Below are 13,323 nucleotides of genomic sequence, written 5' to 3'. Positions count from 1 at the left end.
GCGCGAAAGCGGGCGACCTCTCCGGCTTGTCCAAGCCGGTCACGCCGCACAGCTTGCGGCACGCCTTCGCCGTCCATTTGTTGGAGGCCGGTGCCGATGTGCACACCATTCAACTGCTACTCGGTCACAGGAGCCTCGCGACGCCTTTAGGCGGCAGGATGGGGCGGCGGGGATTTTGCGATATAGATTGTGTGGATGGAAGCGTACAAGCGCGGCAGCCATACGGTTTGGGACTGTAAGTATCACCTGGTTTGGGTGACGAAGTACCGTTATGCGGTGCTTGGCGGGGACGTTGGAAATCGGTGCCGTGAGTTGCTGCGCGAGACGGCGCAAGCGCATGAAATGGTGGTGCATGCCGGGTCGATCACCGAGACCACGTGCATATGCTGGTGTCGATCCCGCCGGGCCTGTCGGTATCGCGCGCGGTGCAATACTTGAAGGGGCGCAGTTCGCACAAGCTGCTGAGCGAGTTCGGGATTTTGCGCAAGCGCTACTGCGGCCAGCACCTGTGGGCGAGGGGCTATTGGGCGGCGGCGAGCGGGAACGTTACCGACGAGATTGGGTTGAGTATATCAAGAACCAGACGCCGCCGGAGCCTGACGACAACTTCAACGTGACGTGAGTTGGCGCCCTGTCCGCCAACGGGCGGACCGATCCGGCTTTAAGCCGTAACCTGAAGCCACCGCCCTTTTATTCTAGGCGGTGGAGAATTCACACCGAGGCAGCCCCAGACGAACATACGGAAATGCGTACCCAACCCGCGCATAAGAGTATGCCAGCCGTCGTCTAAATGTCCTGTCTCCTCCTTTGTTCAACAGCGTCACGCCAGTGGTGGTCTTGCCCGCTATCCGCCCATAGCGATTCAAGCTGCGTTTCATATTGTAGGCGATGGCAGTGAGGCGAATTTGAACGCCTGCCTTTGCAAGCCCGCGTCATCGCATTCGGCGAAGGCCGTAGCTTCGTTTCCATGTGCCGAAGATTTTCTCGATCCGACCACGAATGGCTCCGACAATTTCCATTCGGCCGCCAGCAGGTACCGCCTGGCCGGTCGTAGCCGGGACTTCACCGTGACGGTGCGCAGCAGCAGACCCTTCCGGCTCGACATCCTGCCCGCCAGGACTGATCACACCCAAGTCGATGAAGGCGGTCGCAGAGGTCTCGGTCGACAGTGGGTTGGGTCGGCCACCCAGCCTCCCTTCACGGGCTTGCTTCTTCAGGATGAACAAGTAATTCGCGTTCATGTCGTGACGCCGAGCCACAGCCGCTACCGGATCACCGGTCTCCTCCACCTCGCGTACGATCGCCAGTTTCTGCTCGACCGTCCAGGAACGGCGAACTCGCTTTCGATCCCCACCCGCCGGCAACGGCAGAGCTGCGGTCTTGTCAACTTCCGCTGTCGACGGCGTCTCCATCGCCAGATATTTCATGCCGCTAATGTCCATTAAATTTAAGCGGACATTAGCGACGCGAGGTAGCCATCACTAGGCGGCCTTAATCGTACGGATACCACGAATGGTGGATCGGTTGGTTCCAGGCCTCAAGGCGCGCCAGTGTTTCAGCTTCGTCCCGTCCCCACATACCGGTGGCGACGATGCGTGGCGTTCCACCCTTGGCGCGCACCGCGTCGCCGAAATGATTGCCGCGATAGGCACTGTCGTCAAACACCTCACCCGGATCATCGGGAAGCGCATCAGGACCGGCCTTGCCGGCATTGATGTTGGCGGGCCTGATGGCGATCTCCTCCACAAGCGCCGTATCGGCGTCGGCGCCAACATGGGCCTTGAAGCCATGAACGGCTGGTTTGTCTTTGTGCTTGACCCAATGGCCCTCTTCATCATCCTCGCTGGCCAAGGCGATAATCGTCGCGTCGACGAGCGTGCCGGTCTTCACCTGGATCGCCTTGGCCTTGAGCTGGCGGGTGATCGCGTCGAACAGAGGCTTGTCCAGACCCTGTGCCACAAAGGCCTTGCGAAAACGCAAGCCGTTCGCTCAGGTGTCGGCTCTGAAGCCGAGAACCCGCAGAACCGTCGGAACGATCCTCTGTCGTCCAGCGCCTCAGCAAGCTTGACGTCGGACAAGTCGTACCAGTTCGACAGCAGCATCGCCTTGAACAGGGCCATTGGCGGCCAGGCAGGCTCGCCCTTCGCAGAGCAGGAAATCACACCAATTGCCTGATCGATCGGCACCCAGTCAATCAGCTTGGCAAGCGCATCCAAAGACGATGACCAATGCGCCGACGTGACATCGCATCCCTCCATCCATTGTTCCGATTGAGAGAATCATAAATTGGCCCGCCGGCCCAGACACCCGCGCACACGTCTCATTAGTGCATGTTCTGCGAGGGCAGGTGGATTTCCAATACGCCACGCCTGCCTTGCCGGCGGCCCACCTGAATCACCAGGTCAATCGTCTTTTTTGCATAGTTGGCAATCTCGGAATGGGACATCTGCACGCCAGAGCGCATCACCATGAGTGCCAGCCTGTCGAAAGCAAGTTCGGGACTGTCTGCGTGGATAGTTGATATCGAACCCGGGTGGCCGGTGTTGATTGCCTCTAAGAAATCAAAAGCCTCGATGCCGCGGATTTCTCCGAGGATGATGCGATCAGGGCGCATTCGCAAACAGCTTTCCAAGAGTCTCGATGGGCGGCGGGCGGAACTCTCGTTACGGTCTGCGATTAGCCCCACTTGGTTCTTGTGTGGCGGGTTAAGCTCCTGTGCATCTTCGATGGTAACGATCCGCTCGGCAGGGTCTGACATGGCCAGCAAGGCGCGCGCGACCGTCGTCTTGCCAGAGGAGGTGCCGCCCGAAATGAGAATGTTGAATCGCTCGTCGATCACCTGTCGAAACAGATCATGCAAATTGCCCACGCGTGCCATTTCCATAATTGCCCGGTGACGCTCGCGGCGGTCGGCATCCACTGTGATCTGCCCGCCGTCGATGAAGTCTATCTTGGCGCTGTCCAAAGTCCGCTTCAGATATTTGCGGATGGACAGCGACACGCCCACTTCGACCGCGGGTTCGACAACGACCTGCACACGCAGCGAATTCCCCCAAACCACGACTCGACCGGAGACGATCGGATGATACGGCCCAAGGGTGTTGCGGGTCTCTCCTGCCAGTTGCGCTCCAAGCCGCTTGATGGCACGAGGCGGCAAGACCACGTCGACCTCCTGCATGTGCAGCGCTCCGGCCGCCTCGACGAAAATGGACCCGTTCGGATTGATCGACAATTCGTTGATATCGTCATTGACCAGGTAGTCTCGAAGCGGGCCCAAGTACTGCTCCACATATGAAATGTCGCTACTGGGCTGGTGGTCATTCATCGGATAATGAGATCCTGATTGACAAAGACTCGGATTTCCTCGCCCTGAGGGATACGAACGATGGGAGGGAGGGAGAGGTATTTGTCCAACACACCTTCACCTTGGTCGCTGAGTGCCCCAGCGATCTTAGACGCAGTCTCGCCACCAGAATTGGTGTTTCCAGATCCGGCACCCCCAATGTTGATGGTCGCGCCACCTCCGCTGGAGGACCTGTTGCCGCTGGTCAGGCCAGGAATGATCGAGGGCAGAGCGGTTATAGCGCTGATGAGGACAGCTGCACCTATTTTTTTAACATAGCGGTTGTCCACGTTGCCTTCGGTGCCGGCGCGACCAAGGAGGTCCGCGCCTGTTGAGCCGAGGGCAATCGATTGGCCATCGGGAGTGACTGCTCGGTTCCAGGCGATGAGCACGCGTCTTTGCTCAACATCCACTCGATCACTGAAGGTGCCGATCAGGCTCGTCCCCGCCGGCAGCAGAATGCGAGAACCGTCAAAGGAGAAGACCGGTTCGATGACCTGGGCGCGGATATTTCCGGGCAGTTCTGTATCAATTGCTGTTTCAAGCACGGCGGAGATTATGGTGCCCTGCACAACTGTATGTGAAGGAGCAGGGAGAGCACGAGACACCGTCGTTTTTACCTCCGAGCCGGCGGAAGAGGCTAGAAAACGATCGTTCGCGCTCAGGTCTTCGGGCAGTTGTCGCGCACCAGCGGCTGATGCTACGCCCGCCTCTGATTCATCTACGACAACGCCTGTCGATTCCCGTTGTCGGGTGGCGATGTCGTCCAGTTGACGGCGCCTCTCGACGTCGAGCTTGGCGACCTCCCCGGAACGTGCGCGCTCTTCTTCCAAACGCAACGCTTCGGCACGCAGACGTGCGTCTTCAAGGTTCCCCTTCTCGCGCTCGTCTTGGAGCCTCTGCGTCATGTCATTGTTGTACCGCTCGAGCAGTTTCTGGACATCAGAAAGCGAAATGTCCGGGCCCTTGTTGGCCCTGGCGATGGCATCGATTTCCTTGCGCAGTTCTTCGAACTGCTTGGTTGTTTCAGCGTTGGGACTGGGCTTTGCCTCGGCCGCCGCAGGAGCTGGAAAATCAAGCCGCTGTTCGTTCGCAATCACGCGGTTGACCTCCAAATCAACCTGCGAAGTTTCCTGTTCATCCTCGCCGCCAAACCCGACCGCCTTCAGCGCTCGTGCGGGTCCAACAGCGATGGCACAAGCAACGGCCATGCCGACCAGCAACATGCCGGCGAGCACAACCCGGCCGACACTTCGACGCCGAGATTGAGCAATGTGGCGAGCTCGGCGTTCCTCAACGCGTTTTTCGCGGTCCACATCGACAGAGGCATCAACCACTGTGTCGCCAGCAAGGCGATCTTGTCGAGTGTCAACATCGCTCGACTTGTCGGGCACGTCCCAATCCTTTCTCACTTGTTTTGCGATTGCACGGCGTTTGTCTTGCCGACACAAACAGCCTCGTCGCCGATCCGCATCACCCAATGGTCGCTGGTCCCGTCGACGATGACACGGTCGTCCTCAGTGCGCGAATTGACCAGCTTTTCCTCCCGATGATTGCCGACGCTGAAGATTGCGGGCCGGGGTGCGCCCTTGGGCAGGACGAAAGTTGTCTGCAATGTATTGTCTGTCACCACGAGAGGACGGAACCGGGCATGGCCCGCGACCAAGTAGTCGTGATTTATTGGTCCGCCACGGGCCAGGCTCTTGTCCGAGGCCCTGGACTGGTCTGGATAGGTGAAGATGATCCGGAACGCTTGCGCGGCACCCGCCTTCATGCCCGCCTTTATCTCGCCGACTGATCGTAGCTCGAATGTGTAAACGCGCTGGTCGGTGTAGATTGTCATATTTGTCAGGGCTTGGTCGATAATGGGTTTCAAGCTCACCACATTGCCCATCTTCAGCTTGATCACTTGCCAAGATGCGCTGTCGCCGATGAGGATCGATTCGACTTTTTCCCCGGGGTCAAATTGGATTGCTGTGACCGATTTCAAATATAGGTTAAGCTTGTATACGTTGTGCTCGTCATATACGTAACGTTTTATCCGTGCATCTGAGGCAAATCCTACAGGAGATTGCTCAGCCATGACGGGCGTCACCAACATTGTGCCGATGATAATTGACAATGATAAGCTCTTAAGCATTTTTCGCCAAATACTTTTCAATTATCGATGGCGGTTTCCGCGTCGATCCGGTAAGCCACAACGTTGAAGCCAAGCGGGTTTTTCCACACGGACTCCAATGTGGCATTGACCTGTGGTTTGAACTGGTAACCGACGGTGACAATATAACTGCGCTCGACAGTGTCGCGCCCCTTTTCTTCTCGATGCTTGATGACGCGCACTCGAGCAAGATCCGCGGCGCCGGGCCGGTCCGAAGGGGTCAGGGAGATAGATTTGACCACAACACGCACCCGAACCTCGTTGCCGTAAACTGTGGGCGGATATTGGGGCGAATCCGAGCGCCAGGTCTGCGCCAGAGTTTCCGCGGCGTTGTCAGATGAACGCGCCATGACATCTGGAATTCGGGTGCTGTTATCAGCTGGATCGTAGGTTTCGCGGTCGACGACATAGGAAACGAGCTCTGCCTGAAGTACTGCCTCCTTCTGTTCGAGCGAGACAGGCCGAACCTGGACGATCTTTTCAGCTTCGCCAGTGGTTTTGTCGACCATTACCACGTACGGCTTGGTTTCCTTGAGCGGCAGCACGATGACGAGGGCTGCCAGCGACAAAAGGCTAGCGGCGATGGCACAAACTGCGATCCTTGCCCAATTGTTGCGCTGCTCGCGAAGGCTGAAAAAAAGCTCGTCTTCGAATGCATGCTGCGTTGCTTGGTCAGCCACGCGTTTCTCCTATTCTGGTGCGCCTGCGTCAGCGGTAGAGATTGGTCTGTTCGGGTGACAAGGCGCCATTGGCATTCGAGCGTGACGCGCCACCGGAAGAGCTCTCGGCAGCAGCTCCCCGGCCATCCGATTTCGGCGAGGAATGTCCGATCATGCCCCGAGCAAGAAAATCATCCCAACGCTGCCTCCGGACATGTGCGCTTTGATGCATCGATCTTACCGCCGACATCGCCGCCCCGCCCACCGAAGCGCCGGCGCCACGCGCGGTGCTTGCCGCCATTACGCCATCTGCCAACCACCGGTTTGAGGCGCGAACCTTGTTGTGAGCACCTTTAGCCATGGCAGCTACGGAACCCACTGCGCCCGCACCGACGGCGGCAACCGATGCAGAGGCGAGCGTGCTTGCCATCGTCGGGAGCATGAACAGGAGAACCGTCACGGCGATCATGATTATAGGAAACTCGAACCCGCCCTCGTCGTTCGCCAGGATTTGGGCGGCGACGTACAGCACAACAGTCATCAATGCGCTGGTGAGCAATGGGATAATGACGAAGCCCATCGTGAAACGCGTCCAGCTCTCGAAATGTTGCCTAGTTTGCGGCATCATCAGCATGATAATGGCCAGAGGCGCAAGGCTGATCGCCACAGCGAAGCCTACCTTTGCAATCAGTACACTAATAGCGCATGCGGCGGTAAAAAACGCTCCAATGACCAGAATGAGACCACCCATAAAGATGTTCCGGAGTGCCTTCCCGACCTTGAAGATCGGAATATCCGAAAGGTAGCCTTCGCTGATGGTTAAAATCGCGTGGGTGAACTGGTCCATTGCAGAATACGTGTCCGTTATTCGGTCAGGATCGATTACATTCTTATTGTTTGTTGGGATTTGCTTTGCCGCCACGCGTAGCATGATGGCTGTGTAGTCGCCTGGCACTTCCACCAGGATCGTATAAATGCCATGGAAATTCACCCACATGGTCGCGAAGGAGTATATCAGTATATACCGGCCCCCCCACAGCAGGTATATTGAGTAATTTACCGGTCGGAATTGCGTTATGTGATTCAGCGCGGTGAATAACAGCGCAATCAGCGCTACACCGGAAAGCAACTTCCTGATCGGGGCAGCCACTCCAACGAAAATTGTCTCCGCATAATTGACGAGGGCGCCGTCAATCGTGTGGGCAATTGTTGAAATGATACCCATGATGATTACCTGTCAAACTTATCAAACAGGTTTTTGATCGTGTCCGGCTCGGCCGCCTCGGCGCCCACCGACATAAGGTAGGTTCCTGCCACCGAGGCGATCGCCGCTTGGGTGCGAAGCGTTTCGTTGAGCTGCTGCGCTACTTCGATCATCACGCGTGTGTTGATGTCGACGCTGGTCTTCAAGTCACTACTGGCGCCGAGCGCTGTGACATAATCATTTAGCCTGCCCATGCTGTCGTTGGCGCGCCTGTAGGAGTCCTCCGCGGCAGACGCAGCGACAGCGCCTTGAGCCGCTGAATGAGCGATAATGACGTTGCTGAGGAGCTTGTCGTTGCGTAATGCAAATGCGTCGTCCAAGCGGTAGAGCTTGCGAATTTTGATAAGCGCTGCCTGAATGCCATCGGAGCCAACCGTCTCTGCGTTCAAGGCCGCGTTAGCCATTTCCCAGGGCCCTTGCCCTCCTTTGCGTGCCGCAACGTCTGCCTCGCCGTTGTTCTGCGGGAAGGGCTTTGGGCCAGATATGGCAGCAAGCTGCGCTTGAGCCGCATCCTGGATCCGGCTCAGCAGCTTTTCAACTACGTGCGCCGACGTGAGCAATTGCGTAGTGCCCCCGCCCATCAGGGGGGACAGCTCAACGATATATGTCAGCAGCTCGACAGCGTTCTGGTCGTAGCTTGCCTGCGCGCCGTCCGGCGCCGCCGCGATAGGAGACAGGGGCACTGGCGCGATCCTGGTTTCTTGGGCGTAAGCCTCGTGAAGCAGCAGGCCGGTCCCGAGCAGAAGGCCAGCCACAGCCTGGAAAAGAGCTTTCATGTGACGGTTCCTTCGGCTTGAGGATCAAGGGTTTCCCAGGTGCAGACGCAATTGTTCTCCCGCGTCGCAGGGACGGATTGGCAGGCGGCAAGGGAGACGAGTATCAATGTGAGAAAGATCAGGGACCTCCTCATTTCAGCATCTCCATTTGAAAATTCGGCGCATTGCGCCATTCCGCAGGCGCGTTTTGCCCGCGCCCGCCTCCGAGAACGTCGATCCCCTTACCAATCGGCCCGAGCGCGAAATCAAGAACGACGCTGTCACCGCCCGACTTCAACAGCACGAGATGATTATCGACATTACTTGTCTGAAGGAACGCGCTCTCCGTCGGCGTCAGGTCGAGCGGCGCGAGTTCGGCTTCGGTATTGTAGGAGCTGGGGTAGATCAGACGCGTGACGGCGCTCTCCAAAATCGCGTCGCCGGCGGCGCTGTTGATGATATGCGACACACGCTGGGTCAGGAGAACAACCGCAACGTTTTTCTTGCGCATTGTTAGCATCCAGTCCTTGAGGCGCAGTTCGAAGTACGAATCGTCGAGCAGTTTCCAGGCTTCATCAAGGACGAGCAGAGTTGGAACCTCGTCTTCTACCAGCCGCTCCACGCGCCGGAAAATATAGCTCAGCCACGCTGTGCGGATGGTGTTGTTGTCGAAAATTTCTGTGAGGTCGAATGCTGTGACCCGACTGTCGAATGCGAGCGGATCGACTTCCTTGCCGCCGAACAGCCAACCGAACTGGCCAGTTTCGTCCCACCGGCCAAGTCGGTTATGGAGGTCCCCATCGTCGTCCGTTGCACGCAACTGGCTGCGGAACTGTTCGAAATTCTGAAGGCGGGGGTCGGCCGTTGCGTTGGCCTGAACGGCATCGTTGAGTGCCTGAACTTGGATTGGATTTAGTCGTCCGCCCTCATTGGCGGCCAATGCCATCAGCCAATCAGACAGCCACGCTGCGCCGCGGCTGTCTGCCTCCGCCCGCATTGGGTTGAACCCCGTATCCTGCCCCATACGCACGGAGGAATACGTTCCGCCCATGGCGCGGACCGCCATCTCGAACCCATTGTCCTTGTCAAAGATTATAGTGCGAGCGCCAAGCCGTTGAGCCTGACTAAGCAGAAAGGCAACACCGAGCGTCTTGCCCGACCCGGTTTGGCCAAGCACTAACGTGTGACCGACCGTACGCTGGCTTGGCTTGCCTGGTAAGTGGAAGTTGAAACGAAACATCTCGCCGCTCGCTGTCGGGAAGATTGTCACGCAGTCGCCCCAAGGACATCGCTCCGGTGAGTTGCCTTTCGGCAATCCGTGCATGGCGCAAAGTTCTGCAAAGTTCTGAGAGGAGATCATTGCGGCTCGTGTGCGGTAGCTGAAGTTCCCTGGATGCTGCGCAAAATACACGGCGCGGGCGGAGAAGCTCTCACGTACGATTGCAGCACCCGCGTCCTGCATAGCGCGCGTGATATACGCCAAGGCTTCCTCAAGCTCCTCCAGAGTTTCACAAAATACAGCGATGCTGCAATGATGGTCGCCAAAAACGACGCGACCGGATGCAACATCGTCCTCAGCCTCTTCAAGCTGTGCCATCAGAGAGACGGCCGCATCCTCTGCCGCCTTCATCTGTTTGCGCACACGAGCGATCTTACCTTGGGCGGTGATGTTATCGATTGGTGTAAAGCTCTGCGAGACGACGATATCATAGGGTAGATTGAGCCTGTCGAGGATTCCGGGATAGGTCTCGGTCGGATAGTTCTTTACCGAGATGACGGTGCCGTAGCGCTTGAGCCCGGGGTTGGGATTGTCGCATTCGAAGACCCTGCCGCGGAACGTGATCATCGAGTTTGCCAGGAGATCAGCGACCGGGACAAACTTCTTGCCCGCAATCAGACGCCCACTTGATCCGTCGATCAGCGTGCGCAACATGCCGAGCCATTGGCCATCTGAGACGGTGAGGCGACGAGGCCTTGCCTCACTTAGACTGACCATGCAGGTTCTGATCATCTGATCGAGGCGGAGCGCACGCGCGGCGACCTCGTCGCGACTGTGAGTTTCCTTTTTGCCAAACATATTAACGAGTTTGGTGAGCTTTTTCGGCGGTCGGATCACCACAGTGATTGTTGTGACACGATCGCGCAGCCCAATGGTCTCAAGATAACGTTGCCAGCGCCGGTCAATCTCCTCGTTGAACGCATCTCCTTTGACCGGTCGCATGTTGGGCCGAGCTGCAACGGATATACGGTGAACGTAGTACCCCACGCTACCGCGCTGCTGCGCAATGAAGCGAGAAAACGCGTTACTCAGGTCCGCCGTCTGTTGACTGTCGATGGTGTCGGCATTGATGCCTTCAACGGCAAAAGCCCCCATTAGATCGCCATCCCGCAACATCAGGGTGACGTCGTCCACGCAGCTGAGATACGGTAGTTGGCTGGCCAGTTGGTCGCTTTGGGAAGCGCCCCGTCGCATCGCCCGACTGGGAGGCGCCTTAAGCACGGTACAGCAGTCCTTCGCCTTTCAACAGTGCGGCGCTCATCCGCGTGCTTTGCACCGTTGCGATGAAGACATCGATGATTTTTGGATCATAGGCGGCTAGGGCACGCAAAGCGCCGTAGCCGCTACTCCCCACCACCACCAGGTAGATGAATGATTGGGTGATGAGGAAGCCGAGCATCACGGCACATATGAGAACGACAAGGTATGTGATCGGCAGCCCCGCGAAGGTGACTTCTCGCGTCAAGCCTGTGAAAAGCGTTGTACGTTGAATGGTCTGTACTCCATTGTAACCGCAAGCCAGCCCGCAGCCTCGTAGAAACAGGCTGCGCGGAATTGAGGTCAAAGTGCCTTTAGGCCACTGACGAAGCTGGCGGCGCCAAAGACGATCGCGATACCCATGATAACTGAGACTGCGAAGGTCCAGTCCATCCGACCGGTCATGAATGAAAAGCCAACGGCGATGACGGCCAGGGCCGAGACTGCAACGCCAATCGGGCCGGTGATCGCGCTCACGATCGCGCCAAGGAATGATGTCACGCCGTTGAAATCCTGAGCGGCGCTCGGAGTGGCAAAAATTAAGGTCACGAACGCCGCGGTACAGGCGATGGAGACAACTTTGCTGCAGTCAACCTTAGTGAATAGTTTCTTCATATCACCTCCTACAGGATCGATTTTAATACGATAGGCACAACTGAGCGGGGAGACATCGATATAGTTTTTACCCAAGATGTTTTCTTGGTCTCTATGACTTACATCACCGGCCCCTCAAATACCCCCCTCCTTGGACATCGTCCTGATTTTACAGAAACCGATGCTCTCTTCTTCCGTAAGAAACAATCCCTGCAATTCCTATTTCGGAAAGCTATATTTATGTCCCGCGTCCGTTGCCATATCTGCCGCTCACCCGGTGCAGTTGTCTAAGGGAAACTGGTTACATTTGTAATATTTCGAAGATTATTCCATCGGTAGTTTCGGGAGGACCTCTACCCGGAGATCGACAGGACTGACGTAAGACCGCAGTGGAACCCCATCATGAAAGCCGGCGCTTGGAGAGCGGGTGGGGTGACGGGGTAAGCATATACGGGCCAGCCCTTGCCCGAATCATAGCCGGGATGCCACGGGGGCAACCCGGAGCAGATCCCCCACCATCTGAATGCGCGTCGGCGAGCGGGTTCTGCTGGTGGTCGGGGCGGGGCGCTCGTACCGCTACCTAGGGGGCACTTGTGCATGACGCCTGACATGATCGTCCGCTATGACCTCGTGCAAACTTCAGTGGAGATGTTCCTCGCCGCGCGTCAGGAAGCCGAAGCCCTTGGTGCGGGTGAACCATATCCGGCACGAACGCCCCACGGCTATTTGTATTGACGCTCTCGTCGCGTTTGCGGGGCCGTGGATATGGTGCAGTCATCAGCATAGGCATGATATTCATGCTGATGCCTCATTATACTTGGTTTGCGGGTGCCCTTGGGTTGAAGCGCATGGGCTTGCAGTGGGCGTAGATTTCGTCGACGGCATGGGGTAACGCGCGCCAGGCTTCGGACGAGGGCATGTCGGCGCGGCAAGCGGCGCCACGCCCGCAGGGCCGCCGCCGCGCCTCCAGCCTCGATGCGCATGAAGCCTTCATCGTCGGGCTGATCGAGGAGCGCAAGGACATCACGCTGAACGAGATGGTGGAGCGGCTCATCGCCGAGCATTCGGTGCGGATCAGCCGCAGCGCCTTGAGCGCTTGGCCTCGCGGCCACGGCTGGACATTCAAAAAAGTCCCGCACGCACTGGAGCAGGATCGCCCCGACGTCCTGAAGCGGCGCCGGGACTGGTTCACGGCCAGCTCGATCTCGATCCGGCGAAGCTCGTGTTCATCGACGAGACCGGCCTCTCCACAAAGATTGCCCGCCTGCGTGGAAGCGCGCCGCGCGGCGAGCGCTGCCGGGCCGGCGTGCCGCATGGCCATGTGTGGACGCCCCCTCGGACGCAAGAAGAATCTTTGGTGCAGTCTGCTGCGCGTGATCGGGTGCTGCCATGTGTCCGGCCTCTGTTGCGGCTCGTCATGGCCGCGGGCCCGTATGGGAGTTCGAGGATCAGGTCCACATCACTGGAACGCGCTCGAAGCGCTCCCTATGCGCCTGGTTCTCCTGATCCCGCCTCACCGACGTTGCGCCATACCTGTCCTTTGACCTCCTCACGCCGCTACGGCCTCACGTCCGTCCCGTTCAGGCGGGTACGGCCGGAGCTCGGTAGCTTTCTCCCTTCGTCAACAGTGCCCAGACGTACGGGCATTCTTGTTCGCCAGTGCGACGATCACTAGCATGGGCGGCTTACGCTCGAGCATCCGTCCGAGCCAGGATCCTTTGGCCACCCCTTTGCGCTTGGCCCAGCGCACGACGGCGCTCGCTGCGATGATAAGGAGCCGCCGTAGTGCGGCGCGGCAATCAACGTGAGAGCGGCTTCTCTCCCAGATTGTCGCGCTTCTCTATTCGGCGTTTTGAAGTCAAGCGCTTTCAAGCTTTCCACTTCGCCGGGGCCTTGATGTCTTTCGCGGGTCTTGCTTCTCTCCGGGATCGGCACTGGGCCGTATGCGTACGCTGAAGGCCGCGGAATGAAGCGTCGCGTGAGACAGCAGTGGTCGTTATGGTGGTGCGATCAG

The 13,323-nt window shown here is 58.0% G+C and carries 16 protein-coding genes and 3 pseudogenes; 5 read left to right on the top strand and 14 right to left on the bottom strand.

Annotation, left to right across the window (positions count from 1 at the left end):
- From ACWGS9_RS32430 to ACWGS9_RS32420, 3 genes are all read left to right on the top strand, one after another.
- On the top strand, nucleotides 1-239 hold a 239-nt coding region (locus ACWGS9_RS32430), incomplete at its 5' end, for a tyrosine-type recombinase/integrase (protein WP_454509059.1).
- Complete coding sequence (locus ACWGS9_RS32425; protein WP_454509058.1) at nucleotides 196-438, top strand: transposase; 243 nt, start codon at nucleotides 196-198, stop codon at nucleotides 436-438. The genes ACWGS9_RS32430 and ACWGS9_RS32425, both read left to right, overlap by 44 nt.
- A complete protein-coding gene (locus ACWGS9_RS32420) occupies nucleotides 384-617 on the top strand; it encodes a transposase (RefSeq protein WP_454509057.1) in 234 nt (77 codons plus the stop codon). Before ACWGS9_RS32425 ends, ACWGS9_RS32420 begins: the two co-directional genes overlap by 55 nt.
- A gap of 315 nt (nucleotides 618-932) precedes the next feature.
- Here ACWGS9_RS32420 and ACWGS9_RS32415 read toward each other — a convergent pair whose 3' ends face one another.
- From ACWGS9_RS32415 to ACWGS9_RS32360, 12 genes are all read right to left on the bottom strand, one after another.
- Nucleotides 933-1,427 (bottom strand): transposase, encoded by a 495-nt coding sequence (locus ACWGS9_RS32415; RefSeq protein WP_454509056.1) that lies wholly within the window; start codon nucleotides 1,425-1,427, stop codon nucleotides 933-935.
- Nucleotides 1,428-1,491: 64 nt separating this feature from the next.
- Nucleotides 1,492-1,980: a transposase gene (locus tag ACWGS9_RS32410; protein ID WP_454509055.1), complete on the bottom strand. Its 489-nt coding sequence runs from the start codon at nucleotides 1,978-1,980 to the stop codon at nucleotides 1,492-1,494.
- Entirely contained in the window at nucleotides 1,887-2,102 is a 216-nt protein-coding gene (locus ACWGS9_RS32405) for a transposase (protein ID WP_454509060.1), read from the bottom strand. The genes ACWGS9_RS32410 and ACWGS9_RS32405 overlap by 94 nt, the downstream gene beginning before the upstream one ends.
- A 221-nt stretch (nucleotides 2,103-2,323) precedes the next feature.
- Nucleotides 2,324-3,325: a P-type DNA transfer ATPase VirB11 gene (gene virB11, locus ACWGS9_RS32400; RefSeq protein ID WP_454509054.1), complete on the bottom strand. Its 1,002-nt coding sequence runs from the start codon at nucleotides 3,323-3,325 to the stop codon at nucleotides 2,324-2,326.
- Nucleotides 3,322-4,737: a TraB/TrbI/VirB10 family type IV secretion system protein gene (locus ACWGS9_RS32395; protein ID WP_454509053.1), complete on the bottom strand. Its 1,416-nt coding sequence runs from the start codon at nucleotides 4,735-4,737 to the stop codon at nucleotides 3,322-3,324. The genes virB11 and ACWGS9_RS32395 overlap by 4 nt, the downstream gene beginning before the upstream one ends.
- 14 nt (nucleotides 4,738-4,751) lie before the next feature.
- Nucleotides 4,752-5,465, bottom strand: a complete 714-nt coding sequence (locus ACWGS9_RS32390; RefSeq protein WP_454509052.1) for a TrbG/VirB9 family P-type conjugative transfer protein — start codon at nucleotides 5,463-5,465, stop codon at nucleotides 4,752-4,754.
- A 35-nt stretch (nucleotides 5,466-5,500) separates the two neighbouring features.
- On the bottom strand, nucleotides 5,501-6,181 hold the full coding sequence (locus ACWGS9_RS32385; RefSeq protein ID WP_454509051.1) for a VirB8 family type IV secretion system protein: 681 nt from the start codon (nucleotides 6,179-6,181) through the stop codon (nucleotides 5,501-5,503).
- Between the two features lie 28 nt (nucleotides 6,182-6,209).
- Nucleotides 6,210-7,385 carry a type IV secretion system protein gene (locus ACWGS9_RS32380; RefSeq protein ID WP_454509050.1) on the bottom strand — a complete coding sequence of 392 codons (1,176 nt, stop codon included), beginning with the start codon at nucleotides 7,383-7,385 and terminating at the stop codon, nucleotides 6,210-6,212.
- A 5-nt stretch (nucleotides 7,386-7,390) separates the two neighbouring features.
- Complete coding sequence (locus tag ACWGS9_RS32375) at nucleotides 7,391-8,200, bottom strand: type IV secretion system protein (protein WP_454509049.1); 810 nt, start codon at nucleotides 8,198-8,200, stop codon at nucleotides 7,391-7,393.
- 130 nt (nucleotides 8,201-8,330) lie between these two features.
- Complete coding sequence (locus tag ACWGS9_RS32370; protein WP_454509048.1) at nucleotides 8,331-10,592, bottom strand: VirB4 family type IV secretion/conjugal transfer ATPase; 2,262 nt, start codon at nucleotides 10,590-10,592, stop codon at nucleotides 8,331-8,333.
- 79 nt (nucleotides 10,593-10,671) lie between these two features.
- Nucleotides 10,672-11,022: a VirB3 family type IV secretion system protein gene (locus ACWGS9_RS32365; protein WP_454509047.1), complete on the bottom strand. Its 351-nt coding sequence runs from the start codon at nucleotides 11,020-11,022 to the stop codon at nucleotides 10,672-10,674.
- On the bottom strand, nucleotides 11,019-11,405 hold the full coding sequence (locus ACWGS9_RS32360) for a TrbC/VirB2 family protein (protein ID WP_454509046.1): 387 nt from the start codon (nucleotides 11,403-11,405) through the stop codon (nucleotides 11,019-11,021). Before ACWGS9_RS32360 ends, ACWGS9_RS32365 begins: the two co-directional genes overlap by 4 nt.
- 501 nt (nucleotides 11,406-11,906) lie before the next feature.
- On the opposite strand from ACWGS9_RS32360, the gene ACWGS9_RS32355 reads away from it, so the two are divergent.
- Nucleotides 11,907-12,044 carry a hypothetical protein gene (locus ACWGS9_RS32355; protein WP_454509045.1) on the top strand — a complete coding sequence of 46 codons (138 nt, stop codon included), beginning with the start codon at nucleotides 11,907-11,909 and terminating at the stop codon, nucleotides 12,042-12,044.
- Nucleotides 12,045-12,120: 76 nt separating this feature from the next.
- On the opposite strand, the pseudogene ACWGS9_RS32350 reads toward ACWGS9_RS32355, so the two are convergent.
- Nucleotides 12,121-12,216: pseudogene (locus ACWGS9_RS32350) on the bottom strand (YecA family protein); the annotation flags it as partial.
- A 10-nt stretch (nucleotides 12,217-12,226) separates the two neighbouring features.
- On the opposite strand from ACWGS9_RS32350, the pseudogene ACWGS9_RS32345 reads away from it, so the two are divergent.
- Nucleotides 12,227-12,630, top strand: a pseudogene (locus ACWGS9_RS32345) (transposase); the annotation flags it as partial.
- A gap of 259 nt (nucleotides 12,631-12,889) precedes the next feature.
- On the opposite strand, the pseudogene ACWGS9_RS32340 reads toward ACWGS9_RS32345, so the two are convergent.
- A pseudogene (locus ACWGS9_RS32340) lies at nucleotides 12,890-13,095 on the bottom strand (IS110 family transposase); the annotation flags it as partial.
- Between the last annotated feature and the right edge of the window lie 228 nt (nucleotides 13,096-13,323).

This window comes from Mesorhizobium sp. Arg314 (genome assembly GCF_053714275.1).
The sequence above is the reverse complement of the archived record's forward strand: the minus strand, read 5'-3'. Positions and strand labels throughout refer to the sequence as shown.

Excerpts from the sequence above, each read along its gene's own strand:
- ACWGS9_RS32425 (WP_454509058.1), top strand. The coding sequence starts at position 196 with ATGGAAGCGTACAAGCGCGGCAGCCATACGGTTTGGGACTGTAAGTAT.
- ACWGS9_RS32420 (WP_454509057.1), top strand. The coding sequence starts at position 384 with ATGCTGGTGTCGATCCCGCCGGGCCTGTCGGTATCGCGCGCGGTGCAA.
- ACWGS9_RS32415 (WP_454509056.1), bottom strand. The coding sequence starts at position 1,427 with ATGAAATATCTGGCGATGGAGACGCCGTCGACAGCGGAAGTTGACAAG.
- ACWGS9_RS32405 (WP_454509060.1), bottom strand. The coding sequence starts at position 2,102 with ATGCTGCTGTCGAACTGGTACGACTTGTCCGACGTCAAGCTTGCTGAG.
- virB11 (WP_454509054.1), bottom strand. The coding sequence starts at position 3,325 with ATGAATGACCACCAGCCCAGTAGCGACATTTCATATGTGGAGCAGTAC.
- ACWGS9_RS32380 (WP_454509050.1), bottom strand. The coding sequence starts at position 7,385 with ATGGGTATCATTTCAACAATTGCCCACACGATTGACGGCGCCCTCGTC.
- ACWGS9_RS32375 (WP_454509049.1), bottom strand. The coding sequence starts at position 8,200 with ATGAAAGCTCTTTTCCAGGCTGTGGCTGGCCTTCTGCTCGGGACCGGC.
- ACWGS9_RS32355 (WP_454509045.1), top strand. The coding sequence starts at position 11,907 with ATGACGCCTGACATGATCGTCCGCTATGACCTCGTGCAAACTTCAGTG.